This is a genomic window from Rhizobium mesosinicum, from assembly GCF_019511345.1.
In the GTDB taxonomy this organism is placed as follows: domain Bacteria; phylum Pseudomonadota; class Alphaproteobacteria; order Rhizobiales; family Rhizobiaceae; genus Rhizobium; species Rhizobium mesosinicum.
In genome coordinates this window covers 685,439-712,424 of record NZ_JAEUAK010000002.1, presented here as the reverse complement: position 1 = coordinate 712,424, position 26,986 = coordinate 685,439, and the positions used below count along the sequence as shown (strand labels likewise).

23 protein-coding genes are annotated in these 26,986 nt (G+C 59.3%); 8 read left to right on the top strand and 15 right to left on the bottom strand.

The genetic code is table 11. The annotated features are described in order from the left end of the window. Positions 1-620: 620 nt before the first annotated feature. On the top strand, positions 621-1,919 hold the full coding sequence (locus tag JNB85_RS07485) for a hypothetical protein (protein WP_223216437.1): 1,299 nt from the start codon (positions 621-623) through the stop codon (positions 1,917-1,919). A gap of 694 nt (positions 1,920-2,613) precedes the next feature. On the opposite strand, the gene JNB85_RS07480 is transcribed toward JNB85_RS07485, so the two are convergent. Continuing rightward, positions 2,614-3,660, bottom strand: coding sequence for a hypothetical protein (locus tag JNB85_RS07480; RefSeq protein WP_476748513.1), 1,047 nt, complete (start codon positions 3,658-3,660; stop codon positions 2,614-2,616). A gap of 354 nt (positions 3,661-4,014) precedes the next feature. Further along, complete coding sequence (locus tag JNB85_RS07475) at positions 4,015-5,412, bottom strand: DUF6538 domain-containing protein (protein ID WP_223216436.1); 1,398 nt, start codon at positions 5,410-5,412, stop codon at positions 4,015-4,017. Positions 5,413-5,683: 271 nt separating this feature from the next. Here JNB85_RS07475 and JNB85_RS07470 point away from each other — a divergent pair, with 271 nt between their 5' ends. After that, positions 5,684-6,406 carry a YoaK family protein gene (locus JNB85_RS07470; protein ID WP_220333697.1) on the top strand — a complete coding sequence of 241 codons (723 nt, stop codon included), beginning with the start codon at positions 5,684-5,686 and terminating at the stop codon, positions 6,404-6,406. A 122-nt stretch (positions 6,407-6,528) separates the two neighbouring features. On the opposite strand, the gene JNB85_RS07465 is transcribed toward JNB85_RS07470, so the two are convergent. Further along, positions 6,529-7,002 (bottom strand): hypothetical protein, encoded by a 474-nt coding sequence (locus tag JNB85_RS07465; protein ID WP_220333696.1) that lies wholly within the window; start codon positions 7,000-7,002, stop codon positions 6,529-6,531. A gap of 113 nt (positions 7,003-7,115) precedes the next feature. Here JNB85_RS07465 and JNB85_RS07460 point away from each other — a divergent pair, with 113 nt between their 5' ends. Continuing rightward, a complete protein-coding gene (locus JNB85_RS07460) occupies positions 7,116-7,751 on the top strand; it encodes a trimeric intracellular cation channel family protein (protein ID WP_220333695.1) in 636 nt (211 codons plus the stop codon). 3 nt (positions 7,752-7,754) lie between these two features. Here JNB85_RS07460 and irrA read toward each other — a convergent pair whose 3' ends face one another. After that, positions 7,755-8,174 carry an iron response transcriptional regulator IrrA gene (gene irrA / locus JNB85_RS07455; RefSeq protein ID WP_220333694.1) on the bottom strand — a complete coding sequence of 140 codons (420 nt, stop codon included), beginning with the start codon at positions 8,172-8,174 and terminating at the stop codon, positions 7,755-7,757. A gap of 303 nt (positions 8,175-8,477) precedes the next feature. Here irrA and fabA point away from each other — a divergent pair, with 303 nt between their 5' ends. The 3 genes from fabA to fabI are packed head-to-tail and all read left to right on the top strand — an operon-like array spanning position 8,478 to position 11,081. Further along, on the top strand, positions 8,478-8,993 hold the full coding sequence (gene fabA / locus JNB85_RS07450; protein WP_007814145.1) for a 3-hydroxyacyl-[acyl-carrier-protein] dehydratase FabA: 516 nt from the start codon (positions 8,478-8,480) through the stop codon (positions 8,991-8,993). A gap of 44 nt (positions 8,994-9,037) precedes the next feature. Further along, positions 9,038-10,270, top strand: coding sequence for a beta-ketoacyl-ACP synthase I (fabB, locus tag JNB85_RS07445; RefSeq protein WP_220333693.1), 1,233 nt, complete (start codon positions 9,038-9,040; stop codon positions 10,268-10,270). Between the two features lie 4 nt (positions 10,271-10,274). After that, positions 10,275-11,081 (top strand): enoyl-ACP reductase FabI, encoded by an 807-nt coding sequence (gene fabI / locus JNB85_RS07440; RefSeq protein ID WP_220333692.1) that lies wholly within the window; start codon positions 10,275-10,277, stop codon positions 11,079-11,081. Between the two features lie 44 nt (positions 11,082-11,125). Here fabI and JNB85_RS07435 read toward each other — a convergent pair whose 3' ends face one another. The 10 genes from JNB85_RS07435 to rimP all read right to left on the bottom strand — a co-directional run bounded on the left by JNB85_RS07435 (position 11,126) and on the right by rimP (position 23,358). Next, the gene (locus JNB85_RS07435; RefSeq protein ID WP_220333691.1) at positions 11,126-12,142 is read right to left on the bottom strand and encodes a class I SAM-dependent methyltransferase; all 1,017 of its coding nucleotides are present in this window, start codon (positions 12,140-12,142) and stop codon (positions 11,126-11,128) included. A gap of 134 nt (positions 12,143-12,276) precedes the next feature. Next, the gene (gene pnp, locus JNB85_RS07430; RefSeq protein WP_183745505.1) at positions 12,277-14,427 is read right to left on the bottom strand and encodes a polyribonucleotide nucleotidyltransferase; all 2,151 of its coding nucleotides are present in this window, start codon (positions 14,425-14,427) and stop codon (positions 12,277-12,279) included. Between the two features lie 330 nt (positions 14,428-14,757). Continuing rightward, entirely contained in the window at positions 14,758-15,027 is a 270-nt protein-coding gene (gene rpsO, locus JNB85_RS07425) for a 30S ribosomal protein S15 (RefSeq protein ID WP_183745507.1), read from the bottom strand. A 150-nt stretch (positions 15,028-15,177) separates the two neighbouring features. Beyond that, positions 15,178-16,029 (bottom strand): alpha/beta fold hydrolase, encoded by an 852-nt coding sequence (locus JNB85_RS07420; RefSeq protein WP_220333690.1) that lies wholly within the window; start codon positions 16,027-16,029, stop codon positions 15,178-15,180. An 85-nt stretch (positions 16,030-16,114) separates the two neighbouring features. Beyond that, complete coding sequence (gene truB, locus JNB85_RS07415) at positions 16,115-17,047, bottom strand: tRNA pseudouridine(55) synthase TruB (RefSeq protein WP_220333689.1); 933 nt, start codon at positions 17,045-17,047, stop codon at positions 16,115-16,117. A 12-nt stretch (positions 17,048-17,059) separates the two neighbouring features. Beyond that, complete coding sequence (rbfA, locus tag JNB85_RS07410) at positions 17,060-17,461, bottom strand: 30S ribosome-binding factor RbfA (RefSeq protein WP_220333688.1); 402 nt, start codon at positions 17,459-17,461, stop codon at positions 17,060-17,062. A gap of 75 nt (positions 17,462-17,536) precedes the next feature. Then, positions 17,537-20,299: a translation initiation factor IF-2 gene (gene infB / locus JNB85_RS07405; RefSeq protein WP_220333687.1), complete on the bottom strand. Its 2,763-nt coding sequence runs from the start codon at positions 20,297-20,299 to the stop codon at positions 17,537-17,539. 102 nt (positions 20,300-20,401) lie between these two features. Further along, positions 20,402-21,088 carry an RNA-binding protein gene (locus tag JNB85_RS07400; protein ID WP_220333686.1) on the bottom strand — a complete coding sequence of 229 codons (687 nt, stop codon included), beginning with the start codon at positions 21,086-21,088 and terminating at the stop codon, positions 20,402-20,404. After that, complete coding sequence (gene nusA / locus JNB85_RS07395; RefSeq protein WP_220333685.1) at positions 21,088-22,692, bottom strand: transcription termination factor NusA; 1,605 nt, start codon at positions 22,690-22,692, stop codon at positions 21,088-21,090. The genes JNB85_RS07400 and nusA overlap by 1 nt, the downstream gene beginning before the upstream one ends. 60 nt (positions 22,693-22,752) lie before the next feature. Beyond that, entirely contained in the window at positions 22,753-23,358 is a 606-nt protein-coding gene (gene rimP, locus JNB85_RS07390) for a ribosome maturation factor RimP (RefSeq protein ID WP_220333684.1), read from the bottom strand. Between the two features lie 247 nt (positions 23,359-23,605). Here rimP and JNB85_RS07385 point away from each other — a divergent pair, with 247 nt between their 5' ends. Further along, the gene (locus JNB85_RS07385) at positions 23,606-25,237 is read left to right on the top strand and encodes an MFS transporter (RefSeq protein WP_220333683.1); all 1,632 of its coding nucleotides are present in this window, start codon (positions 23,606-23,608) and stop codon (positions 25,235-25,237) included. Positions 25,238-25,245: 8 nt separating this feature from the next. After that, a complete protein-coding gene (locus tag JNB85_RS07380) occupies positions 25,246-25,701 on the top strand; it encodes a GNAT family N-acetyltransferase (RefSeq protein WP_220333682.1) in 456 nt (151 codons plus the stop codon). A gap of 24 nt (positions 25,702-25,725) precedes the next feature. Here JNB85_RS07380 and JNB85_RS07375 read toward each other — a convergent pair whose 3' ends face one another. After that, the gene (locus JNB85_RS07375; protein WP_220333681.1) at positions 25,726-26,982 is read right to left on the bottom strand and encodes a lytic murein transglycosylase; all 1,257 of its coding nucleotides are present in this window, start codon (positions 26,980-26,982) and stop codon (positions 25,726-25,728) included. Positions 26,983-26,986: the final 4 nt, after the last annotated feature.

The window sequence follows — 26,986 nt, the reverse complement described above, 5'->3', positions numbered from 1 at the left end:
ACAAGGCGTCTGACTTGCGGCCTTATGTCCGGAGCGCTGAGCTTTGGATAGAGGAACATCGGCAGAGCCCAGCCTATCAGGCATCGTATTGGCAACTGGAGCACCTAATGGCTGGCGCGGGGCCTGTGGACCCGGCAACGAGCCTGCGGGGTCAATCTGCTAATTACCGTGCTCGGGTCGCCTTTGCGCGTCTGCGGGCAGCGGACATCCCAACGCGGAGGATCATCGCCATCTATCTCGGCGTTGCGGCCCTCATTGAGGATGATTTCGGCAGTCATCGCACCCGGGAGTTCCGCATCGTGCAAGCCGCAAAGGCTATCCATAGGCTTGCCAGCGGCACCCACCGGCATTGGGACGTTTGGGAGCCCCGAACGGGCGGCACCCGCAAGGCCGAGCTTCACGTTTATCCTCGTTCATCAGGGCACGTACTGAGGAAAATCGGAGAGGCGCTGGAGAAGGCATGCGATGAGCTAGCCCGCCCAGCGGTGCCCGAGGTGATCGCCATGCGTACTGAGCGCTTCGGTCCTCACCCATCTCACCCGCCTGTAGCCAAGGCGTCCTGATCAACAACAAAATCCTCACCGCCGTTTGATTACCTAGCGGTGGTGGGGACGCGCATCTTGGAACTTATCTTGGATATTCGAATTCCATCTCGGCGGACGCACCTGAAATACGGCACCGTTAATCAAGCAGAGCGGGAAAAGGTTCGTCATTTCGACCCGTGGCTGGTGGCCAGCGGAGATAACCTCGTAGCGCTGGTAGACTGTCTGTTCTCCTCATTGACTCCGCCACCCATTACGCCAGGACGACGGCATAGAGCGGATGCTACCGCAAGGAGAAAGACGTGCACAGAGACGCTTATCGCAAACCTTGTCATGGCAGCCCTTGGAGCAGCCCAGAACCGCGACATCGTGATATCGCTAAGGAAATTGAAGCGTAGCCGCTACGATCGCGAGCACGTCAGCCCCAATGGTCTCCGCTGGGCGATGGTTGAGTTGGCAGCTCACGGCTACATTGAGGTCGAAGGGGCCGTTTATAAGGAGCAACGGACGAAGCTTATTCCGACTTTAGAGTTCGTGTCATTGCTGAAACGGCATGAGGTCAAGAGGGAGGATGTCGGACGAGCTAACGGCGGCGAAACCATTGTGCTCCAAGCGGAAGTAGACGGCGAAAAACTCTTGGTTGATTACCGAGACACCTCAGAGACGGGAACACTTCGGGCAGAGATGTTCGCGATAAACGAGGCCCTCGACCAAGCGGATATCCGGTTCGATGGTGAGAAGCTAGGTCCGATCCATCTTACTCGGCGGTTCGATGCTGAGAAGTCAGCCGCTCCCTACAGTTTCAATCGGCACGGACGTCTTTACGGCGGCCTCTGGGAAAGCCTGCCACGTGTTGACCGTCATCGCCTGACCATCGGCGGTGAAACAGTGGCGGACCTCGATTTCTCGTCGATGTTCGTCCGTCTTGCTTATTTGAGGCAGGGCGTGATGCCGCCGGAAGGGGACCTCTATGCTATTCCGGGATTGCAAGACCATAGAGATGGGGTCAAGCGCGTCATCGCCTCGCTGTTCTTCCGGGAGTCGAAATCAAAGAGGCTTCCGCACGATGCCAAGCTGCTACTGCCCGAAAGCTGGACCATGGCGCGAGTTCGCAGTGCAATTGCGCACGCTCATCCCGTTATCGCCCCTTTGTTAGACACTGATGTGGGCTTTGAATTGATGGCGACTGAAAGCAATTTGCTTATTGCCATTCTCCTCGATTTGATCTCGCAGGGCATTACCGCGCTCCCAATGCATGACGGCCTGATGGTCGCAGAGAGCAAGAAGGTGATTGCCGCCGAGACGATGGAAAGGGTTAGCTTATCGAAACTTGGCGTTCGCCTGCCGGTGACGGAAAAGCCAATCATTCGGCCCTGAGAAAATAACTTGCCCGTATGGCCTGTGGGTGGCCCAGAGTAATGACCTTCATTGATAGACCCCATCATCACCTTCAGCTTACAGGCTGGCTTTGAAGTGCACAGAGGACGCTAGAGGCCTGTCTTAATGTGACCAAATTAAAGCCGCCTCTTTGTTCCCTTGCTGCGCTGTCCCTAGGGGAACAGATGAGTGATAGGCAATCTACCATCATTGCAATGCCCCAGAGTCATTCCTTGCGTCTGCCGCTAGGACTCCTAGAGTCAGGCGTATAGCTAGCCATTGGCGGGGGGAGTGATGGGGTCTAAAGTTTACAGGAAGCTAATGTTGGGATGGGCCTTGCTGTTCCTCGTCGGCGCACCACATGCCTATGCCTGCAATCAGCCCATTGTGCTATCCAACTGGAAGTCTTGCGCGGTGGGGCCTTTGAGCGAAACTGGAGGCGAGGCCGATTGGAAGGCCGTCCCGAGGTGGACCCGAAGCAAAGACCTCAGGCCTTGGTTCATGGACGATCCACGCCTGCTCGCCCTTCATGGCTTGTGTAACGCCAAGTTCCATAGGGTCGTGCTTTGTGCGCCGGGATGGCAGGAGAGCGATGATAAGAACGCTTGCTGGTACGCGATTTGCAACGGCTACCAGGCATCGATGAAATCGAAAAGCGGTTCGGCGACGCACTTTGGCTCGCTCACACCGTCGACTAACGACCTATTTCCCTGAGCATATTGTAAAGGTTGTCGATGAGCACCTCGTGCGGGTCATCACCTTCAGAAAACCGTTGAAGCATTTCGATTAGCTCGTCTTCCGAAAGAAAGATAATGAGCTTCCCATGTTCCCTAAGTGCTCCATGACGTGCTCGCTTAGCGCCGTCGTCTTCGCCATTGCGACCAATGACAACCGCTACCATTCTTAACGCACCGGCGAATAGATATTTCTCTGTTGAGTATATTTCGTCCTGACTGATGGCCGCACTATAGTTCTTGAACTCAAACACCACATACCGGCTTCTGAAGTCGAAGCGCATCCCCTGCCAGAAATCGTTCTTTGGGTTAAGCTGCCCAAGCAAATCAATCCTGTGAAATCCACGTTCCACACGACTTTGGGTAGACCACCTATTAAACTCGCTGTCGAAAAGCCCTTTGATTGCTTCTATGCAGACGGTTTCGAAAGCGGCTCCGTTTGACGGCGGGCAAGCTTTGATCTTCTCAATTGCGCCTGCCACATCAAAACCGCTTCTTGGTGGAGCAGGGGTGCTCGGCACATGAGGAGGTGGCGTCACGACGTCTATAGGATTGTCACGAACTTCATCCAAGATCTCGGACAAGTCGTCTAGAAGGTCATCCCGATCCTTCACTAGGTCAAGCAACGTCGATCTCGACATTATTTCGTATTCAACACCGTCCATAGAGCCGAAGCGTGTGGGCTCGCTCGCAGGCAAATCTCCGGTCATGATCAGGATCATACCGCCGATGCCGCCTTTAGCCTTCACTTTGCGGCCAAGGGTGGAGAGTGCGTTCCAAAGCAAATGGCGGTCAACACGCTCAGAACGATACGTTTTCACCTCGACGGCGAAAGATTTACCATCCTTCCTCTTGATAAGCAGATCGTATGGTAGCCTGTCGAACGGGTCAGTCAGATCAGGATCATCCCGGTCTTCGATTGTGTATCCGCTATGGGTAAGAATGTTAGCAACTATATCGATGAATTGATTTTGTTGATTCCAGCTTTCAATCGCTAGATCCTTCATCCTGCCCACGACAGCCTCCTTCGCCCTGCTCGCCCCAAATCAAAAGTGACAACACTGAGAACCGTCTCATGTTGCAAGGCGCAAAAGCTGCCATAGCCCACAAACGTCCTTCCGATCAAACTGCTTTCCACTCAGCCATTTTCTTTACGATGGTCGGCGCTTTGACCCCCGCCATAGCTTCACCAAGAGCCCGCAAGCCGAACCCAGAGCCATAACTCCGCCCGACTCCGCCGCCGCCAGCATCCCCCGTCAAGGCATCGTGAAGCTCCTCCGAGAGGCCAGCATCGCGGGCCATCCGCTTAAAGGTGTGCCGAAAGGAATGAAACACCAGCGAGTGACTTTGATGCTCCTCGCCTACGCAACTTCGCTCAGCGTCCCCTGTGTTGGTTTCGGTAGCTTCACCGCTTCAACACACTGCCGTGCTTGCTCAAGAAGTGGTCCCCCGGAGTAAACACCAAAGGTCATCCCTGGCCGCTTATGCCCAACCACAATGGCGATAGTGCTCTCCGGCTGTCCCGCTTGCTCGGCCTTGGTGATGAACCACCGACGGAAGCTGTGGAAGTTCACGAGACCCCTACGCTTGCCTTCGCGCCTGTCCTCCACCCCAACTTTGCGGCGATAAGCGGTGAACTCGTTGGAGGCCTTGAAGGAGCGCTCGCGTAACGAAGTGGATTTCTTCACGCCGGGCCACTCGGGGAAGATGTCATCGTCGGGCGCTTTGCCCTTCTTTCGTCGGTCGACGATTTCTTCAAGGTCAGGGTGAATTGGGCAGAGACGAGGACCCGGCTCTTTCTTTTGGGGCTTGAACACGAACACTCCGTCATCTCGGCAATCCTTCACCTTGAGGCAAACGATGGCATCCAAGCGCGCTCCGGAAAGTGCGGCAATCCTCATGAGGTCATCCATTTCGGGCAAAGCGGGACCTGCGAGCAAAGTTTTCACTTCATCATCGGTAAAGGGGCGCTCTTTCTGGTCAGTAGTCTGCTGAGGTTCACGCAAGCGCCGTCCGTGCCAAATGTTGGACTCGACCTCGTGCCGGTTTTCAAGCCAAGTCCAGTAAACCGAGAGGCGGCTAACGTACTTGTTGAGGGTGACTGGGGAAAGATCGTCCTTGAGGCCCGGTAGCTCATCGCAAAACCGAACGGCCTCCCTCTTTGTAATCGTCTGAAGATAGGGTGGCACACCTGCTTTATTGCACCAATCCTTCAAGAGTTTCATTGCCCGCTTATCGTCCGCCAATGTGCGGGCCTTAACGTGCGAAGCCCCCAGAAACTTTTCGTGGTGAAGGTCAATCGGTGTCCTTTCCCCACGCGCTAACTGGGAGAAATCCTTGGCGAGGCGCAAGCGATCAGGGTCGAATATTTCGTGGCCGTCCTCGTCGGCGGCAACAGGCCGGCCCGCGAGCGACTCTGCCTGCCAGTCGATCTCCTCATCAATTTGGTCACGCTGCACCAGATCTAAAGCACCTTTACGCTGCTCGGCAAATCGAATGGCCTGTTGCATTACCTGCTCGCGGCTTTTTGATCGAGCGGTCTCCAAGGAGAGAGAGGGATTTTCTGCGTGCGCGATAATCGCTTTGAGTTCGGCTATGACATCCCACTTAAGCCGGTTTGCCTCCTTGAGGCTGTCTGTTCCCAGCGACCTCTTCAACTTGGTACCTAGTTTCGCCCGCAGTTTTTTCGGCACGTTGACAACAACGCGCCACTGGTTGCCATGAAGCTCTAGAAACATGCGATCAGATGAGAGGGCCAAGAAAGCCTCCGAGTACCCAAAAAAGTACCCATATCTAGTCCCACAGATATCTGATTTTCAATAATTATTTGATGTAGAAAGGAAAATTTTCGGCAAAGGTTGTCTCCCGCTTAGCTCCACCAAATTATCCCGAATGCAATTCCACGGGCACTTCAGGTCAACATAACTGACATTTTTCCGCAATTGCTCGGTTGTCAGCCTTGTCGAAGGCTGAAAGCGAGTTCTTATATCGGTTGAGGCCAGCCGATTCGGCGCCTCCCGGACCCAGACCATGACACGAGCAAGACGCCGCCGCATCATCAGAACCCGCAGGACCGCGACCGGACTCGCGCTGGTTGGCTCGATTTCGTTTCTTGCGGGAATGACGGATGCGACCGGCCTGCTTCTGACCGGCGACTTCGTATCCTTTATGACCGGCAATACGACGCGGGCGGCACTGGCCGTGAGCAGCGGCGATATCAGGCATGCCGCCGTGCTGCTGTCGGCCATCATCGTCTTCGTGCTCGGCAATGCCGCCGGCATCGTCGTCGCGCATCGCGCGGAACGGCCCATCTTCGTTGTGCTCTGCTGCGTCAGCCTCATGCTTGCGCTCGCCTCGATGATGACGCTGCAGGATCTGCTGATGGTGCGTTTCTATATGATCGTTCTCGCAATGGGCATGGTGAATGCGGCGGTTGAACATATTGAAGGGCTGCCGATCGGTCTGACCTATGTGACCGGCGCGCTATCGCGCTTTGGCCGCGGTATAGGCCGCTGGATCATTGGCGACCGGCGCCTCGATTGGACCATTCAGGTTGTGCCGTGGGGCGGCATGGTGCTCGGGGCCATCAGCGGGGCGCTCATGACGCGCCTTGTGGGCGCGCAGGCGCTGTGGCTGGTTTCCGTCTTCGCGATGGCACTCGCGATTGTCGCTCTGTTTATTCCACGCCCGCTGCAGCGCCGGTTCAATCAAAAGATCGGAGCCTCCGGCCCCCATTCGGCGCGTGCCAGATAACCGTCCCATGACACCTAGCCGAGCCTGAACGCTGAGAATCTGGGGACTGCCCTTCGCGAATGGTACGGCCTCGTCGGCTACTATGTCGCCGCCGCACTCCGGCGCACTTTCCGAATTGAGGCCTATTTCTTGGAGATGGTGACGAATTTCGTACCCCGCACGCGGGTGGTGACGACGCAAGGGTCGCCGCCGGTGCGATCGCAGAAACGGGGGTTCATTTTCATTGCGAGTACCATGTTGCCGAAACGCTTGATGAAGTCGTAACCGTAGATCTGCGCGGTCGCGATCATGAAATAACCGCCTTCGGCCACCTGCAGATAAAAATTATAGGTGCAGCCGTCTTCATTGCATTGCGGACCCTTCTGGCCGTCGCAGGTGAGTTCACCCTCGTTGATGACCACGTCCATCAGCCCGTCATTGTTGATATCCTGGCGGGTGAGGAAGCCATTACCGAAGGATGCTTCCGTGCATTGCTCCTGGAAGTGCTTCTTCTCGTAGATCTCCGGGTCGGAGATCAGCGATTGCTGTGCGAAGGCCGCGACTGGCATAACCAGCAGCAAAACGACGTTCAGGAGTACGGGCAACAGCGTCTTCACGGCTTTCCTCTTATGGATAAAGGCTCTCTGGCCTTCCATTCTGGGCGCGCCGCCTTGCGCCGCCCTTGCCGCGATGATTCAGTGGGTCTCGTTCCGCCGGTCTGGAGGCCCTGATGTCATTGCTCGTCTATCTCGATTATGCCGGCATTGCCCTCTTTGCCGCAACCGGCGCGCTGGCCGCCTCGCGCAAGCAGCTCGACCTGATAGGCTTTCTGTTTTTCGCTATCGTGACGGGGACGGGCGGCGGTACCGTGCGCGACATCATCCTCGGCCGCGTGCCGGTCTTTTGGGTGTTGAACCCGCTCTATATTGTCATCTGCTGCATCGCAGGCATTGTCGTTTTCTTTACGGCCCATCTCCTGGAATCGCGCTACCGCCTGCTGATCTGGCTCGATGCGGTCGGTCTTGCCGCCTATTGCGTGCTCGGCGCCGCCAAGGGATTGGCCGCGACCGGCTCGCCGACGATCGCCATCGTCACTGGCGCGCTGACGGCGACCTTCGGCGGCATCCTGCGCGATCTCTTGGCAAACGAACCATCCGTGCTCCTGCGCCCGGAAATCTACGTAACGGCGGCCCTGGTGGGATCCGGCGTCTTTACCGGTGTCAATGCGCTTGGCGCCGAGCTCTACATCGCATCAGCCTGCGGTGTCGCGGCAGCCTTCGCAGTACGTGGCGGCGCTCTGTGGTTCGGCTGGACATTCCCGACCTACAAGCACATGCCTGGCCGGCATCCTGACGATGTGATGTGAAGATCAGCCCTGCTTCTGGCGCAGGCGGATCACCACGTCGACATGGGCAATTTCCATGCCCTCGGGCGGCGGCGGCAGATTGTCGATGGTCAGTTTGCTGATCGGAATATCGAGCACTTCGTTTTCGCCTTCGACGAAAAAGTGATGGTGATCGGAGACATTGGTATCGAAATAGGTCTTGGCGCTTTCGACGGCGAGAACGCGGATCAGGCCGGCTTCTGTGAACTGATGCAGCGTATTGTAGACCGTCGCGAGCGAAACCGGCACGCCGGCGGTAACCGCTTCCTCGTGCAGTTCCTCGACAGTCAAATGCCGGTCGCCCTTGGCAAACAGGAGGTCGCCAAGCGCAACGCGCTGGCGGGTGGGACGCAGGCCTGCGCTACGCAGCCTGACCTCAATGGCGATCGGGGTTTCACCCGTCATTAACACCAACTCCGGTTATTCTGGCGAAAAGCAATCATGTTTGTTCCAAGCGATATAACTTTTGCGCAAAAGCCTTTCAATAGTTCAATGGGGACAAGAGCCTTCGAAAGGCCGCAAAAACGGGCTTTTGACGCAATTAGGTCTGGTCCCGGCCCTGGCCTTCCTGTATGCGACCACCAAATACTGGCTCAGGCCCAGTCCGGAACCAAAAAATGAAGCCGCCACGCTTGCGCTTCATTTTATGAAGAACTTGGACTAAAGACACACATCCATCGCCAAGAACGCGGGGGGAAACAGAGATTTATGACGACCAGACAGTCCAGCTACTCGTATGAAGAACTCATCGCCTGCGCACATGGCGAGCTGTTCGGGCCTGGCAATGCGCAGCTGCCTTTGCCGCCTATGCTGATGGTTCATCGCATCACGGATATCTCTGAAACGGGCGGCGCCTTCGACAAGGGCTATCTGCGGGCCGAATACGATGTTCGCCCTGACGACTGGTATTTCCCCTGCCATTTCGAAGGTAATCCAATCATGCCTGGCTGCCTCGGCCTCGACGGCATGTGGCAGCTGACCGGCTTCTATCTGGGTTGGCTCGGTGAACAGGGCCGCGGCATGGCGCTCTCGACCGGCGAAGTGAAGTTCAAGGGCATGGTCCGCCCGCACACGAAGCTGATTGAATATGGTATCGACTTCAAGCGTGTCATGCGCGGCCGTCTGGTGCTCGGTACCGCCGACGGCTGGCTGAAGGCGGATGGCGAAACCATTTATCAGGCGACCGATCTTCGCGTCGGTCTCTCGAAAGACAAGACGGCCTGAAACCGCATTTCGAGCGGCTCACGAAACAACAAGGGTTTGATCAGATGAGACGGGTAGTTGTCACGGGTCTGGGTGTCGTGTCTTCGATCGGAAACGACGCGGCCGAAGTCACGGAATCGCTGCGCCAGACAAAGTCCGGCATTTCCTTCTCCAGCGACTTCGCCGAACACGGCTTCAAGTGCCAGGTTTGGGGCAGCCCTAAGCTGGGCGCCGACAAGCTTGCCGAATTGGTCGATCGCCGCGCCATGCGCTTCCTCTCGCAGGGCGGCGCCTGGAACCATGTCGCCATGAAGCAGGCGATCGCCGATTCCGGTCTGGAGGAGAAGGAATACAGCGAAAACGAGCGCGTCGGCATCATCATGGGTTCCGGCGGTCCGTCCACACGCACGCTCATCGAAGCAGCCGAGATCACCGTCAAGAACAACAGCCCGAAGCGCATTGGCCCCTTCGCCGTGCCGAAGGCCATGTCGTCCACCGCGTCCGCAACGCTTGCCACCTGGTTCAAGATCCACGGCGTCAACTATTCGATCTCGTCTGCCTGCTCCACGTCAGCGCATTGCATCGGCAATGCCGTGGAAATGATCCAGTGGGGCAAGCAGGACATGATGTTTGCCGGCGGCCACGAAGATCTCGACTGGACGATGTCGAACCTCTTCGACGCCATGGGCGCCATGTCCTCCAAGTATAACGACACGCCAGAATCGGCTTCGCGCGCCTATGATGTCAGCCGTGACGGCTTCGTCATCGCCGGCGGCGCCGGCGTCCTCGTGCTTGAAGAGTTGGAACATGCCAAGGCGCGTGGCGCTAAGATCTATGCGGAAGTCGTCGGTTACGGCGCAACCTCCGATGGCTATGACATGGTCGCTCCCTCGGGCGAAGGTGCTATCCGCTGCATGCGTCAGGCGCTGGCGACTGTGAAGGGCGATATCGACTACATCAACACGCACGGCACCTCGACGCCGGTTGGCGACAGCAAGGAAATCGGCGCCATCCGCGCGGTCTTCGGCGACAAGCTGCCGCATATCCAGTCCACCAAGTCGTTGACGGGCCATTCGCTCGGTGCCGCCGGCGTGCAGGAATCGATCTATTCTCTGCTGATGATGCAGGAAGGGTTCATTGGCGAGAGCGCGCACATTAGGGAACTCGATCCGGAATTCGAAGGTGTGCCGATCGTCCGCAAGCGTATCGACAATGCAAAGATCGACCTCGCTCTCTCCAACTCCTTCGGCTTCGGCGGCACCAACGCCACGCTCGTGTTCCAGCGCTATAACGGATAACAGTATGACCGGAATCATGCAGGGTAAGCGCGGCCTCATCATGGGCGTCGCAAACAACCACTCGATCGCGTGGGGAATTTCGAAGGCGCTCGCTGCACAGGGCGCTGAACTGGCTTTCACCTTCCAGGGCGATGCACTTGGCAAGCGCGTCAAGCCACTTGCAGCCGAACTCGGCTCCGACTTTTTGCTCCCCTGCGATGTCGAGGATATCGCTTCGGTCGATACAGTCATTGACGCGATCAAAGAGCGCTGGGGCAAGCTGGATTTCATCGTCCATGCTATCGGCTTTTCCGATAAGAACGAGCTGAAGGGCCTCTACGCCGATACGACGCGCGAGAATTTCAGCCGTACCATGGTCATTTCCTGTTTCTCCTTCACGGAGATCGCCAAGCGCTGTGCGCCGCTGATGGAAGATGGCGGCACCATGCTGACGCTGACCTATAACGGCTCGACGCGCGTCATTCCGAACTACAACGTCATGGGCGTCGCCAAGGCCGCTCTGGAAGCCTCCGTGCGCTATCTAGCGGCCGATTACGGCCCGCGCGGCATCCGCGTCAACGCCATCTCCGCCGGCCCGATCCGCACCCTCGCCGGCGCCGGCATTTCCGATGCCCGCGCCATACTTTCGTGGAACCAGCGCAATGCCCCGCTGCGCAAGACCGTCACGATCGACCAGGTCGGCAGTTCCGCGCTCTACCTGCTTTCGGATCTCTCGACGGGCGTGACCGGCGAAATCCACTTCGTCGATGCGGGCTACAACATCACGTCCATGCCGACACTGGAGACGCTGCGCAAGGCAGACGTCGAGTAGGGCCGGACAGGCTTAAAAAGAAAAGGTGGCACTGGCCGCCTTTTTCATTTCCGTGCCCACAACACCTTGAAGCGGGCATTGCGGCAGGTCTCGCCGCTATCCTTGAAATGCTCCGCGAGCACCGGCTCATATGGCAGGCCTCGATTGGCGACAAGCATCAGCCGTCCACCGCCGCGCAGCGAAGAGGCGGCCGTCTTGATCATCGCCTGTCCGAGTGAAGGCTCAGCGGCATGGCCCTCATGGAAGGGCGGATTCATAATGACAAGATCGTATTTGTCCCGCACCGGCTCGCCCGCCAGATCGTGCCAGAAGAAGCGCGCAGGCGCGTTCGGGCAGTTCTCCGCCAGATTGGCCTTAGCGGCCTCCAGGGCCTCGTAGTTGGCTTCGTAGAGGTCAAGGCGGGTAAGATTCGGAGATTTCTGCGCCAGTTCGACGGAGAGACAGCCCCAGCCGGCGCCGAAATCGGCCGCATCGCCAGAGAAATCGGTCGGCAGGCGCGAGGCGAGAAGCTGCGAACCTGCGTCGAGCCTGTCATGCGAGAACATGCCGGGCGAGGCGATGAAGCGGCCTTCGACACGCACCGGCGACTTACCAAACTTTGCGACGATCTCGCTGACATCGGCCGGCCGGCCGAACCAGAAGGCGACGCCATGATATTTCGGCATATGCTCGGTATCGAGGCCGAAACTTTCCACACGTTTGCGCAGTGGCTGGATACCGTCTTCCTTGCCGCCGGCAACGACGATCAGCCCACCGGCCTTCACGCGGGAAAGGGCGGCGGCGATATTGGCTTCGTTCTCACCTTTGTGTTTGGTGCAGAGCACCAGGCCCGCATCGTAGTCTTCACCGTGGATCTCCGGATTGGCTTCGATACGTTGTGCCAGAAGCTGCCTGTAGAGCGGTTTGAAGCCCTGCACGGCCGCAAGCGATGCGGTAAAACCCTCGGGCAGCCCAAAGCCCGCCTCTGCCCCAAGGAAGAGCACACGCTCGCCTTCGCCGGGCGATGCTACTGTTTCGCTGACAAAGGGGTGGAAGAGAGTTTTTAGCGTTTCGCGGCTCATGGTCTGGTCCCGTCGTCTGGAGCAATTCCGGAAAAAGTGCGCTGCGGCTTATTCGTCCGCGATTGCGCAAAGGTCGAATACAAAAAGGGCGCGGAAACAGTCCCGCGCCCGGATATCAGTTCAGAAGGCGCGGCTTATTCGGCCGCTTCATCCTTCTTCTTATCGCCCTTTTCTGCGGCCGGGATTTCCTGGCCGGTGGCCTGATCGACAACCTTCATGGAGAGGCGAACCTTGCCACGCTCGTCGAAGCCGAGCAGCTTGACCCAGACCTTGTCGCCTTCCTTGACGATATCCTGGGTCTTTGCGACGCGCTCGGAAGCGAGCTGCGAAATGTGAACGAGGCCATCGCGGGCGCCGAAGAAGTTGACGAAAGCGCCGAAGTCGGCGGTCTTGACAACAGTGCCTTCGTAGATCTGGCCAACTTCCGGCTCGGCAACGATGGAATGGATCCACTTGCGGGCCGCTTCGATTTCCTTGCCCGAGGAAGAAGCGATCTTGACGGTGCCGTCGTCCTCGATGTTGATCTTCGCGCCGGTCTTCTCGACGATTTCGCGGATGACCTTGCCGCCGGAACCGATGACTTCGCGGATCTTGTCGACCGGAATGTTCATGACTTCGATGCGCGGAGCAAATTCCCCGAGCTGGCCACGGCTTTCGGTGATGGCCTTCGCCATTTCGCCGAGAATGTGGGCGCGGCCGCCCTGGGCCTGGGCAAGAGCGACCCTCATGATCTCTTCGGTGATACCGGCGATCTTGATGTCCATCTGCAGCGAGGTGATGCCGTCGGCAGTACCTGCGACCTTGAAATCCATGTCGCCGAGGTGATCTTCGTCACCGAGAATGTCGGAGAGGACGGCGAAGCGATCGCCTTCCAGGATCAGACCCATGGCGATACCGGCCACCGGCTTCGCGAGCGGTACGCCCGCATCCATCAGAGCAAGCGAGGTGCCGCAGACGGTGGCCATCGAGGACGAGCCATTCGACTCGGTGATCTCGGAGACGACGCGCAGCGTGTAGGGGAATTGTTCGGCGGACGGCAGCATCGGACGAATTGCACGCCATGCGAGCTTGCCATGACCGATTTCACGACGGCCCGGAGAGCCCATGCGGCCGGTTTCGCCAACCGAGTAGGGAGGGAAGTTGTAATGGAGCAGGAAGCGCTCCTTGTACATGCCCGTCAGGCTGTCGACATACTGTTCGTCCTCGCCGGTGCCGAGCGTGGCAACCACGATCGCCTGCGTTTCACCGCGGGTGAAGAGCGCCGAACCATGCGTCCGCGGCAGAAGGCCGACTTCCGATACGATCGGACGAACGGTTTCGAGGTCGCGGCCGTCGATGCGGCTCTTGGTGTCGAGAATGTTCCAGCGGACGATCTTGGCCTGCAGGTGCTTAAAGATCGCGCCGACTTCCTCAGCCGTGTACCGGGCTTCGCCTTCCTCGGGGAGGAAGTGCGCCTTTACCTTCGCCTTGACAGCGTCGACCGCGGCGTAGCGATCGGCCTTCTGGGTGATCTTATAGGCTTCGCGAAGTTCGCCTTCGGCAATGCCGAGCATTTCGGTTTCGAGAGCCGAGTAGTCTTCCGGCTGGAAGTCACGCGGCTCCTTGGCGGCAACTTCGGCGAGCTTGATGATCGCGTCGAGAACCGGCTGGAAGCCCTTGTGGCCGAACATGACGGCGCCGAGCATGACGTCTTCCGGAAGCTCCTTGGCTTCGGATTCAACCATCAGGACGGCATCGTAGGTTCCGGCAACGACGAGGTCGAGGCTCGATTCATCCATCTCGTCGAGATGCGGGTTGAGAACGTATTCGCCGTTGATGTAGCCGACGCGTGCGCCGCCGACCGGCCCCATGAAGGGAACGCCTGATAGCGTCAGCGCAGCCGAGGTCGCAACCATGGACAGGATGTCCGGGTTGTTCTCGAGATCGTGCTGGATGACGGTGACGACGACCTGCGTGTCGTTCTTGTAGCCTTCCGGGAAGAGCGGACGGATCGGGCGGTCGATCAGGCGGGAAACGAGGGTTTCGTTTTCGCTCGGCCGACCTTCGCGCTTGAAGTAACCGCCGGGGATCTTGCCGGCCGCATAGGTCTTTTCTTGATAGTTGACCGTCAGCGGGAAGAAGTCCTGGCCGGGCTTCGGCGCCTTGGCGGAAACGACCGTTGCGAGAACGACGGTTTCGCCGTAGGTGGCGAGTACGGCGCCGTCAGCCTGGCGGGCGATCTTGCCGGTCTCGAGCTTGAGCGGGCGGCCTGCCCACTCGATTTCTACTTTATGTGTATCGAACATGTCCTGTCCTTCAATGCAGCCAGCGCGCCTCCTCCATCAGGAGCAGCGCAGGGTCGACCGCAATCAGTGTGACGTATCACGGGCAAGACAACGGGAAGCTTTGAGTGGACGATCTCCCTTGGGAAATCGGGCCAAAGCTCTTGCGGAACTCTGGCCGAAAGCATCCGGCAATCCTGCCCCATGACAGGTCAGCGGTTGGTTTGGCAGAACCGGCCCATCCGGGTCTGCCGTCTTTCCATTCACGCAGATAGCGCGCGCCTGGAAAATATCATCGGGAAATTTGTCCCGAAAAACATTCGGCGGGCGAAGTGCTTCGCCCGCCGAAAATCATTAGCGGCGGATACCCAGGCCGTTGATCAGCTTAGTGTAGCGGCCTTCGTCCTTCTTCTTGAGATAGTCAAGAAGCGAGCGGCGGCTGGAAACGAGCGTCAGCAGACCACGGCGGGAATGGTTATCCTTCTTGTGGTCCTTGAAGTGTTCCGTCAGGTTGTTGATGCGCTCGGTGAGGATCGCAACCTGGACTTCCGGCGAACCGGTGTCGCCTTCGGCGGTCGCATATTCCTTGATCAGCGCAGCCTTGCGCTCAGCAGTGATCGACATCGGACAATCCTTTCGTTGAGAGGAGTTAAAGTCGCCAAAAGCCGGGATGTCGTCCAGCCTTGGCCGCGAATGCAATCGGGAATACCCTGATGCTGGCGCTGCCTATAAACCAAATAAGCAGCGATGGAAAGAGGGGCACCCGCAGCGGTTTCAGCGCCCCGCCATAGCGTCCCGGATCATCGCATCGTATCCCTCGGGATCCTGCAGCATGGCGAAATGGCTGGCATCCTTCAAGATGACGAGTTTTGCGCCTGGAATTTCTTTCGCCATCATTTCCGTATGATCGAGCTTTACGGCTTCGTCATGATCGCCGATGGCCAGTGTGATGGGTACCGTGATCTTTCCGAGATCTGCTGCCGTCCAGGCAGGCTGTGTCGCCCACATTTCGGAGATCTGGGCGACGAAGGCGTCGTATTCGTTCGGAGTCGGCGACAGCTTCTTGTAATATTCGCCGGCGACATTGATGTAGTCGTTGAAAGTCTTGTTGTTCATGACGTCGGCTTTCACGCCGTCGGTCGTGACATTTGCCGCCTGGGCGATGACACGCGTAAGCTTCTCCGGATGTTTCATCGCCATGTCGATGCCGATGATGCCGCCATCCGACCATCCGACCAGCGTCACCTTGCCGATTTTCAGATAGTCGAGAAGTGCTGCATAATCCGATGTCATCAGATCATAGCCGAAAGGCTGCTGGCTGCGCATGGAGCGCCCGTGCCCGCGGCTGTCGGCAACGATGACGAGGTGATCTTTGGCGAAATCGGCGACCTGATGGCCCCAGACATCGGCATTTCCAAGCCCGCCGTGGATGAAGAGGATCGGGTCGCCCTCGCCATATTCGGCGTAATACATCTTGATATCGTTGACGTCAGCCATGCCGCTTGCCTTCGGCTCCGGCATCGGAGGAAAGGCCGGAAGTTCGGCCCAGCGTTCGCCAGATTGAGCGATCGAGACCGTGAGAAACAGCGAAAAGAGTGTCAGTATTCCCAATGCAATTCCGCGCATATTCTTCCCCTTTGACGGGCCGTTTTGGCCCGTCTGGAAACATATCGCATCACTGACTTCTGACAATTGCCGCTGGTTGTAACGGTCAGCCGAAAACGCGCTTCGGCCGGAATTCACCCTGTCCGATCTCCCCGATTGCGATCAGCCTGCCGCGGGCCGTCGCATAGGCCTCGCTTTCGGCAACCGGCGCGTCGCGGCCACGCACCATGATCGGGTTGCCCATCTTCAGCCGGTGCGCCTGGTCATCGCTGATAATAAGGTGGGGCAGTGCAGACAGTGCCTCGCAGGTATCGATCAGCAGTGCGTCGAGCGCAGCAAGGCGCTCATCCATGTCCTCGATCTCTTCGAGCGCCGTGAGTTGTGCAAGCGGCACCATCGTCTCTTCGGCGAAGGGTGCGACGAAAGTCCGGCGCAGGCCGGAAATATGGCCGTAGCAGCCGATTTCGCGGCCGAAATCGCGGGCAAGCGCCCGCACATAGGTGCCCTTGCCGCATTCCACCTCGAAATGCGCCGTATTGGCATCCGGGCAGGCGAGAAGCGTCAGACGATGAACCTCGACTTCACGCGAGGGGATCTCGACCGCCTCGCCATCGCGCGCCAGATCATAGGCGCGTTCACCGGCGATTTTGATCGCGGAAAACTGCGGCGGCACTTGGCTGATCGTGCCGATATAGTTCGGCAGGATATCGCGGATCTGCTGTTCGCTCGGGCGCTTGTCGGAACTCTGCGTTACGTCGCCTTCGAGATCGTCGGTTGCTCGCTCTTCGCCCCAGGTCACGGTAAATTCGTAGATCTTGCGGCCGTCCATCACGTAGGGAACGGTTTTGGTGGCGTCGCCGAGCGCGATCGGCAGCATGCCCGAAGCAAGCGGGTCGAGCGTGCCTGCGTGGCCGCATTTCTGCGCCTTGAAGAGCCACTTGATCTTGGAAACGGCTTCCGTCGAGCCGAAATCCACCGGCTTGTCTAGGATGAGCCAGCCGGAAATCGGGCGGCCTTTGGGTTTGCGTGGTTTGGACATCGGTGTCTTCTGTTATTCGTCGTCATTGTCGAGATCGCGGCTCACCTCTGGTGAGCGCAGCAGATCGTCGATCTTCTTGTAATTGTCGAAGCTGGTATCATCGCGGAAGCGCACTTCCGGCATGTACTTCATCTGTCGCAGCTGCGGTCCGAGCCGGCCACGGATGAACTTGGCGTTGCGGTTCAGCGCCTCGATGACGACACTGTGGTCGGAAACGCCGAGCGGCGTCACATAGGCCGTTGCGATCTTCAGGTCGGGCGACATGCGCACTTCGGAGATCGAAATCACGGTCGCTTCGATAATGTCGTCACGGACTTCGCCACGCTGCAGCACCTGAGTGATCGCTGCGCGAACCTGTTCGCCGACGCGCAGCATACGCTGCGAAGGTGCCGAGGTTGTGGGTCTTGTTGCCATTGTTCTGTATCCCAAAAGGATCGGGCGCCGGACTGGATCATCCGGCGCCCGTCCAAGATTTCAATCGTGGTCCGATCAGAGCGTGCGCGTGATATGCTCGACGCGGAAGCACTCGATGACGTCGCCCACACGCATATCCTCGTAGTTCTCGAAGGCCATGCCACACTCCTGGCCCATCGGCACCTCGGCCACTTCGTCCTTGAAGCGCTTGAGGGTCTTGAGCTTGCCTTCGTGCACGACGACGTTGTCGCGGATGAGGCGGACGCCCGCGCCACGCTCGACCTTGCCTTCGACGACGCGGCAACCCGCCACCTTGCCGACCTTGGTAATGTTGAACACTTCCAGGATTTCGGCATTGCCGATGAAGGTTTCGCGACGCTCCGGCGAAAGAAGACCCGACATCGCTGCCTTCACGTCATCCACGAGGTCGTAGATGATGTTGTAGTAGCGGATCTCGATTCCCTCGCGCTCGGCGAACTGGCGTGCCTGCGTGTTCGCACGAACGTTGAAGCCGATGATGGCTGCGCTCGATGCTTCGGCGAGCGAGATGTCGGACTCGGTGATGCCGCCTGCGCCCGAATGGACGATGCGGGCACGAACCTCGTCGGTGCCGAGCTTCTCCAGCGCGCCCGCAATCGCTTCGATCGAGCCCTGCACGTCGCCCTTGATGACCAGCGGGAATTCCTTGACGCCGGTGGTCTGGAGCTGCGTCATCATCTGTTCCAGCGAACCGCGCTGTCCCGACAGGCGGGCAGCCGCCTTATCACGGGCAAGACGCTGACGATATTCCGAGATTTCACGGGCGCGGCTTTCGTTTTCGACGACGGCGAACTTGTCGCCCGCCTGCGGCGTGCCGGAAAGACCGAGAACCTCGACCGGGGTCGCCGGGCTGGCTTCCTTCACATGGTCGCCCTTGTCCGTCACCAGGGCGCGCACGCGGCCCCAGACGTCGCCGGCAACGATGATCTGACCCGGACGCAGCGTGCCCTTCTGGACAAGCACCGTCGCAACTGCACCGCGACCACGGTCTAGTTGGGCTTCGATAACGGTGCCTTCGGCCGTCCGGTTCGGGTTGGCCTTGAGGTCGAGAATTTCGGCCTGCAGCAGGATCGCCTCGAGCAGCTTGTCGAGGTTCTTGCCGGTCTTGGCCGAGACTTCGACGTCAAGCACTTCACCGCCCATGGATTCCACGAAGACTTCATGCTGGAGAAGCTGGTTGCGAACTTTCTGCGGATCCGCCTCGTGCTTATCGACCTTGTTGATCGCCACGATGATCGGCACACCGGCCGCCTTGGCGTGATTGATCGATTCGATCGTCTGCGGCATCACGCTGTCGTCGGCCGCGACCACCAGGATCGCGATGTCGGTAGCCTGCGCGCCACGGGCACGCATCGCTGTAAAGGCGGCGTGGCCGGGGGTGTCGATGAAAGTGATCTTCTGGCCGTTCTGTTCCACCTGATAGGCGCCGATATGCTGCGTGATGCCACCGGCTTCGCCGGAGACTACGTTGGCATGGCGGATGGCGTCGAGCAGCGAGGTCTTGCCGTGGTCGACATGGCCCATGATAGTGACGACAGGCGGGCGCGAAACCAGTTCGCCCTGCTCGTCGGACACGTTGAAGATGCCGAGTTCGACGTCGGACTCGGAGACTCGCCGGACCGTATGACCGAATTCACCAGCGATGAGTTCAGCCAGATCGGCGTCGATGACGTCGCCGGGCTTCATCATCTGGCCTTCCTTCATCAGGTACTTGATGACGTCAACGGCACGTTCCGACATGCGCTGCGACAGTTCTTGGATGGTGATGGTCTCAGGCAGGACAACTTCGCGGGAGATTTTCTCGCGCGTTTCCTGCATCTGACTGCGGCGGAATTTCTCCTGCCGGCGGCGCATGGCCGAAAGCGAACGCCCGCGTGCGTTGCCGTCGTCATCGACGTTCGCGGTGGTCACAGTCAGCTTGCCGCGGCGGCGGTCTTCCTCACTCTTCGGGCGGGTTGTGACCGGCTTCGCGGGCTCGGGACGAACCGGTCGGCCACGGACCGGACCGCTGCGCGAAGCACCGCGATCTTCATCTTCGCCTTCGCCACGGCGACCGCGTACGCCTGCCGGTGCGCCTGACGCAGGACGGGCGGTTGAAGGCGACGGAGCGGCTTCCGTGCGGCGAGCGGCAGGCGCGGATGCCGGTGCCGGCTGCTGACGCACAGTTTCGGCACGTGCTTCCGCTACGGGAGCTGCAGGTGGTTCGGCCACGGCTGCGGCAGCGGCCTCCGCCTGGCGGACGGCCTCTTCAGCAGCGCGCAGCTTGGCTTCTTCCGCTTCGGCGGCCTGGCGTACGGCTTCTTCAGCGGCGCGGCGCTTTTCATCTTCAGCGCGACGGATGGCATCCTGCGCGTCACGGGCCTGCGCTTCGGCAAGCGCGCGGCGACGGGCATCCATTTCATCGGGCGAAAGGTGGTTCAGCACCACGGGGCGCGGACGATCCTGCTGGCGTTGCGGCTGGTAGGATTGCTGCGGACGCTGGTTGGCCTGCTGCGGGCGCTGGTTGTTCTGGCCGCCGGGCTGGTGGATGCGCGGGGCTGGAGCCGGCTGCTGAGTGCGAGCCTGCACGGGCGCTGGTTCCGGTTCGGGCGCCCGAACCGGAGCTGCAGGAGCAGGCGTCATCGGCTTTTCGTCTTCGGGGCGCATCGGGCGCCGCTTGCGGGTCTCTACGACGACCGCCTTGGTGCGACCGCGACCCATATCCTGGCGAACGGTACCCTGGCTCATCCCTGATGGTTTCAGGGTGAGGGTCTTCTTCCCCGTTACGCTGATTGTCTTGTCGTCGTTGCTGTCGGTCATTCGTTCCCGTTCCTTCGGACAGGGAACGATGAAGCCATCAGACCCTGTCAATCACATACAATCGATCAATGATATTGGGGCCGGCTTCCGCCGGTGACCGCATCATTGTTTTTGCTGGCCAGCGCCGCCCGGTGCCCGGGACTGACCGCCGTTACGGTACTGTTCGAGCATCTTTGCGCGCTTCACTACACCCTCACCCGCCTGCCCTGCAAGCACTGCGGCATGGATAAAAGCATTCTGGCCCATCACCCCTTCCATTTCGCTCTCCGAGAAGAGACGGAAGGAAGGTATTTCTTCCTCGGTTTCCATTCCGAGGTGCCAAGCCTTGCGGGCCTGGTCTATCTTTCTTACGCCATCAGCGGCGGCATCCGTCGAATGGAACACTGCAAGCGCAGCTCCGCTGCGGATTGCGGCATCCACTTTCGCCGAGCCGGTGACGAGCTGGCCCGCCTTGCGCGCCATGTTCATCATCTGCAGGAGCTGCTGCAGAAGCAGCCGCTCCACCTGCTCGCCGAGGTTGTCGGCTGCCCTTACGTCGGCCTTGAGCGCGCGAGCGAAGAGCTTCTTCGCCACCGCCCTTTCGACCAGCGACCGGTCAATCTTCACCCAGCAGCCGCGTCCCGGCAGCTCGCGTTTCAGATCCGGCACCACCGTCCCGTCAGGGGCGGCCACGAAGCGGATCAGCTCGTCCGGCAATCCGCTTTCGCGTGTCACAATGCACATGCGGCCGTTCACGTCGTAACCTGCAAGATCGTCGTCCTCAGGAGATGCGTCCGGCTTCGCCGTCATTATGCGTCCTGCTCGGCCGCGTCGGTTTCTACAGCCTCAGCGTCCTTCGCCAGATCTTCCTCGGTGATCCAGCCGGCGATCAGGCGAGCCTGCACAACCATCTGTTCGGCTTCCACGCGGGAAATGTCGAACTTCGAGAACAGGCCTTCGAACTTCTTCGTTTCGCCGTTCTTGCGTTCGGTCCAACCCACGAGGTCGTCGGCTGCGCAGCCTGCGAAGTCCTCGATCGTCTTGATACCGTCCTCGCCGAGAGCGACCATCATCTGAGCGGTCATGCCATCGATCTGGCGCAACTCATCGGAAACACCGAGTGCCTTGCGCTTCTCGTCCATTTCCGCCTCGAGCTTCTCGAGGAACTCGCGGGCGCGGGTCTGGATTTCCTGCGCGGTGTCTTCGTCGAAGCCGTCGATCGAGGAGATTTCGTCGAGATCGACATATGCCAGCTCCTCGACGGCGGCGAAGCCTTCCGAAGCCAGAACCTGGCCGACCATCTCGTCGACGTCGAGCGCGTCCATGAAGAGATTGGTGCGCTCGTTGAATTCCTTCTGCCGGCGCTCCGACTCTTCGGCTTCCGTCATGATGTCGATGTCCCAGCCTGTCAGCTGCGAAGCGAGGCGGACGTTCTGACCGCGGCGGCCGATGGCGAGCGAAAGCTGCTCGTCCGGAACGACCACTTCGATGCGTTCTGCATCTTCGTCGAGAACGACCTTGGCGACTTCAGCCGGCTGCAGGGCATTGACGACGAAGGTCGCCGGATCCTGCGACCAGGGAATGATGTCGATCTTCTCGCCCTGGAGCTCGCCGACGACGGCCTGGACGCGCGAACCGCGCATGCCGACGCAGGCACCGACCGGATCGATCGAAGAGTCGTTCGAGATCACGGCGATCTTGGCGCGCGAACCCGGATCGCGGGCGACCGACTTCACCTGGATGATGCCGTCATAAATTTCCGGCACTTCCATGGTGAAGAGCTTCACCATGAACTGCGGATGCGTGCGCGACAGGAATATCTGCGGGCCGCGCTGTTCGCGCCGGACATCATATACGTATGCACGAACACGATCGCCATAGCGGACATTCTCGCGCGGGATCATTTCGTCGCGGCGGATGATGCCTTCGCCACGGCCGAGGTCGACGATGACGTTACCATATTCGACGCGCTTGACCGTACCGTTGACGATTTCGCCGACGCGATCCTTGAATTCGTCGAACTGGCGGTCACGCTCGGCTTCGCGCACCTTCTGCACGATGACCTGCTTGGCCGACTGCGCGGCGATACGGCCGAAATCCATCGGCGGCAGCGGATCGGCAATGAAGTCGCCGATGGCGGCGTCGGGGTTGCGGTCGCGGGCCAGTTCCAGCGGGATCTGCGTGGAATAATCCTCGGCCTTCTCGACGACTTCGAGCAGGCGCTGCAGACGGATTTCACCGGTCTTCGGATTGATGTCGGCGCGGATGTTGGATTCGGTACCGTAACGGGAACGCGCTGCCTTCTGGATGGCATCGGCCATCGCGGCAAGCACGATTTCGCGGTCGATGACCTTTTCGCGCGCCACTGCATCTGCGATCTGCAGAAGTTCGAGCCGGTTTGCACTGACTGCCATTGTTGTGTTTCTCCGTCCTTGACTACCCGGGTTCCCGTCCCTGGAGCTTGCGTTGATCGGTTATTCTTTGTCGTCCGCTTCGTTCTGGTTCGCAGCCTGCGCCTTTGCAAGCTTGTCGGCGCGCAGTGCGTCGCGGATCAGATCGTCGGTCAGAATGAGCTTGGCATCGCTGAGCGCAGTGAAGGGAATGACGACCTTCTGCTCCTCGCCATAGGCAACCTGATCGCGTTCGATCGTAAACCCGTCAGCATCCGCTTCGACGATCTTGCCGCGGAAGCGTTTGCGATTGCCGATCATGATCGACGTTTCGCACTTTACGAGGTGGCCCTGCCAGCGAACGAAATCGGATTTCCGCACCAAAGGGCGGTCGATACCCGGCGAAGACACTTCCAGATGATACTCCTTATCGATCGGATCTTCCACATCGAGCACTGGAGAAATCGCCATGGAAACCTGCTCGCAGTCCTCGACGGTCATCGTGCCATCGTTCTTTTCGGCCATGACCTGCATCGTCATGCCGTTCTGATTGAGCATGCGAACGCGAATGAGGCGGAAGCCGATGTCGACGATTACGGGTTCGATGATGTCGGCGAGACGCTGGTCAAGCCCGGTCTCGGTAATCAGCCGCGGCTCATGTTGATTGTCTGCGTTTGTCAGATCCGACAAGCGGTGCGCTCCCTGCGATTTCTGGCATTCGGGGTGATCGCGCTAATAAAAAAGAGCGGGTCCTTGCGGCCCACTCTTCATCGTACGATCAAGAATTTGAGTGCCATATAGTCCCGTTTTTCAGAAATTGCAAGGTCGGCGCTGATTTCGTCTCCTTCTCCTCTGCAAGGATGAGCTAAGCTATGGCGAGCGCTTCTCTTCCGCATATATTGGCCATTGAAGCATAAGGATAAAAGCGGGAGGAAACGTGGACTATCCGTCTTCGACATTTGCACCTTTGCGGCATGAGACCTACCGTACCATCTGGTTTGCGAGCCTAGTCTCGAATTTCGGCGGTCTTGTCCAGGCCGTAGGTGCCGCCTGGATGATGACGGTCATCACCTCGTCGGAGGATATGGTAGCGCTGGTGCAGACCTCGACGGCGCTGCCGATCATGCTGTTCTCGCTGGTCTCGGGCGCTCTCGCCGACAACTATGATCGACGCAGGATCATGCTGACGGCTCAATCCATGATGCTCGTGGTCTCGATCCTGTTGACGACCTGCGCCATTTTCGGCTGGATTACGCCCGGACTGCTTCTTTTCTTCACGTTTCTTATTGGCTGCGGCACGGCACTCAACAATCCCTCCTGGCAGGCCGCAGTCGGCGACATGGTGCCGCGCGCCGATTTGCCGGGCGCGGTCACGCTGAACAGCATGAGCTTCAATATTACCCGCAGCGTTGGACCGGCGATCGGAGGTGCCATCGTCGCGGCTGCAGGTGCGGGCGCGGCCTTTGCGGTTAACGCGCTGAGCTATATTGCTCTCATCTATGCATTGCTTCGCTGGCGGCCGAGTAAGCCTGCCTCGACACTGCCGCGCGAAACACTCGGCAGCGCCATCTTTGCCGGCATGCGTTATGTCTCCATGTCGCCCAATCTCGAAAAGATTCTCCTGAGGGGGTTGGTATTCGGTATCGGCGCGAGTTCAATCCAGGCGCTGCTGCCGGTCGTCGCAATCGATCTCGTTTCTGGTGGGCCGCTGACCTATGGTTTCCTGCTCGGCGCCTTCGGTATCGGAGCGATCGGTGGCGCAGTGCTCAGCGCCAGACTGCGCGAAATGTTCTCCAGCGAGACGATCATTCGCATGGCCTTCCTCGGTCTTGCGCTAAGCGCCGTCATCGCAGCCCTCAGCTCAAATGCCGTGCTCACCTCTGCCGGACTGCTCGTAGCGGGCGCCTGCTGGGTTTCGGCGCTTTCGCTCTTCAACACCATCGTCCAGCTATCGACGCCGCGCTGGGTGGTTGGCCGCTCCTTGTCGCTTTACCAGACCGTCACGTTCGGCGGCATCGCCGGCGGCAGCTGGCTGTGGGGTATTGCTGCCGATCAATGCGGTCTTTCGAATGCTCTGCTGATCTCGGCTGCCGTCCTGCTGCTTGGCGTCGTCATCGGCCTGCGCTTTTCCATGCCGGCTTTCGCCTCGCTAAATCTCGATCCGCTGAACCGTTTTATCGAGCCGGCTCTCGGCATCGATATCACCCCGCGCAGCGGCCCGATCGTTATCCAGGTCGATTACCAGATCGCCGATGACGATCTGGCCGAATTCATGACTCTGATGGTAGAGCGCCGCCGCATCCGCATTCGCGATGGCGCCCGCAACTGGGCGCTGATGCGCGATCTCGAAAATCCCGGGTTCTGGACGGAAACCTATCACACGCCGACCTGGGTGGAATATATCAGGCACAACCAGCGCCGCACGCAGGCCGATGCCGAAAATACCGATCGGCTTCGCGCCCTGCATCGCGGCGAGGGCCTGCCGCATGTTCACCGCATGATCGAACGACAAGCCATTCCGCCAGTCGATGACGTCTTCCACAAGACGCCGATCGATCTGCACCACTGAGATCAGCCATGCACGTCTTCCGAAGCGCAAGACAATCTGATCTCGCCGACATTATTCGGCTGCTCGCCGATGATGATCTCGGCAGCACGCGGGAGGTCGTCTCGGATCCCGTCGATATACGCTATCTGGTAGCCTTCGCGGCAATCGAGGAAGATCCCAATCAGGTGCTGGCTGTTGCAATCGACGAGACTGATCGGATCGCCGGCTGCTTGCAGCTGAGCTTTGTTCCCGGCCTATCGCGAACGGGCATGTGGCGGGGCCAGATCGAAAGCGTGCGTATTGCAAAGGGCTATCGCGGCTCCGGCCTCGGCTCACAATTCATCGAATGGGCGAGTGCCCGCTGCGTGGAACGTGGTTGCGGTCTCGTGCAGCTCACATCTGACAAGATGCGCGCGGATTCGATCCGCTTCTATGAAAAGCTTGGTTTTGTCGCGAGCCATGAAGGGCTGAAGCGCAGCCTGTAAGGCATCCGCCGAGGCGGAGGCTTCTTACTTCAGCTTGCCCTTCATCGATGCCTCTGGGAAGCATGTGGGCTTCATGCCGTGCTTTTCCTGCCATTGGCCGATTGAGCGTCGCGTCTTGTAGCCCGGCAATCCATCCGATCCGCCGACATCGTAGCCCTGCCGCTCAAGCGCCTTCTGCATGGCAGCGACGTCCGAGCGCAGCATCTTGCCGACATCGCCCCATTGTCCCCGGAAGGCGCCGGAACCGGAGGCGATGCGGTCGGCAAGATTGCCGATATAGAGGGCATAAAGGTCGGAGTTGTTATATTCCTTGATGATATAGAAGTTCGGCGTGACGATGAATTCCGGCCCGTCACGCCCCGCAGGCACCAGCATCATGCCCTGCGCCTTCAGCTCGCTGGAAGGAAATCCCTTGCCAGACATGCGATTGATGCCGAGCGACGCCCAGTGAGAGAGCGGCTTGGCAAGATCAGGCCCTTCCTGCGCGCAGGAGACGGCGTCGGGAATCGTCACTTCGAAGCCCCAGTCGCGGTCGCGCTGCCAGCCCTTTTTCACGAGGAAATTGGCAATCGAGGCGAGCGTGTCGGGAACCGAGGTCCAGATGTTGCGGTGCCCGTCGCCGTCGAAATCGACTGCATATTTCAGATAGCTCGTCGGCATAAACTGCGGCTGACCGAGCGCGCCTGCCGACGATCCCTTGAAATCGGCAGGGGCAACATCGCCGCCGTCGAGGATATGCAGCGCAGCGATCAATTCCATGCGGAACATGTCCTTGCGCGTCGACATGAAGGCCTTGGTCGCCAGTACCTCGACGGCGGAATTCGGGATCTTCGCTGCGCCGAAGCCGGTCTCGCGTCCCCAGATTGCCAGCACGATCGAACCCGGCACGCCATAGGTCTTTTCGATGCGGCTGAGCGTCGAGGCATATTGCGAGGCAAAGCCGCGTCCGGTCATCGCAAGCCGTTTCAGCCGATCCTCGTTGAAATAGGGTCCGGGTGAGGAAAACTCGGCCTGGGTCTGCTTCTGCTCCTTCGGCGGCGGAAAGCCGGGCGGCGCGAGATCGGTCAGAGTCCAATCCAGTTCAACGCCTGAAAAGGCGGCGCGGAAGGTCTTTTCCGATATGCCGTTCTTCTTTGCGTCCGGCCAGAGATCGCCCTGCACCCATTTTTCGAATTGCGCTTCAACATCGGCTTTCGAAGGGGCAGCGGAAGAGGGCGCTACCGAAAGCGTGAGCCAGGCGGCACCCGTGAGAAGTAGCCGGCCGAAGAAACCCGTCTCCATGTCC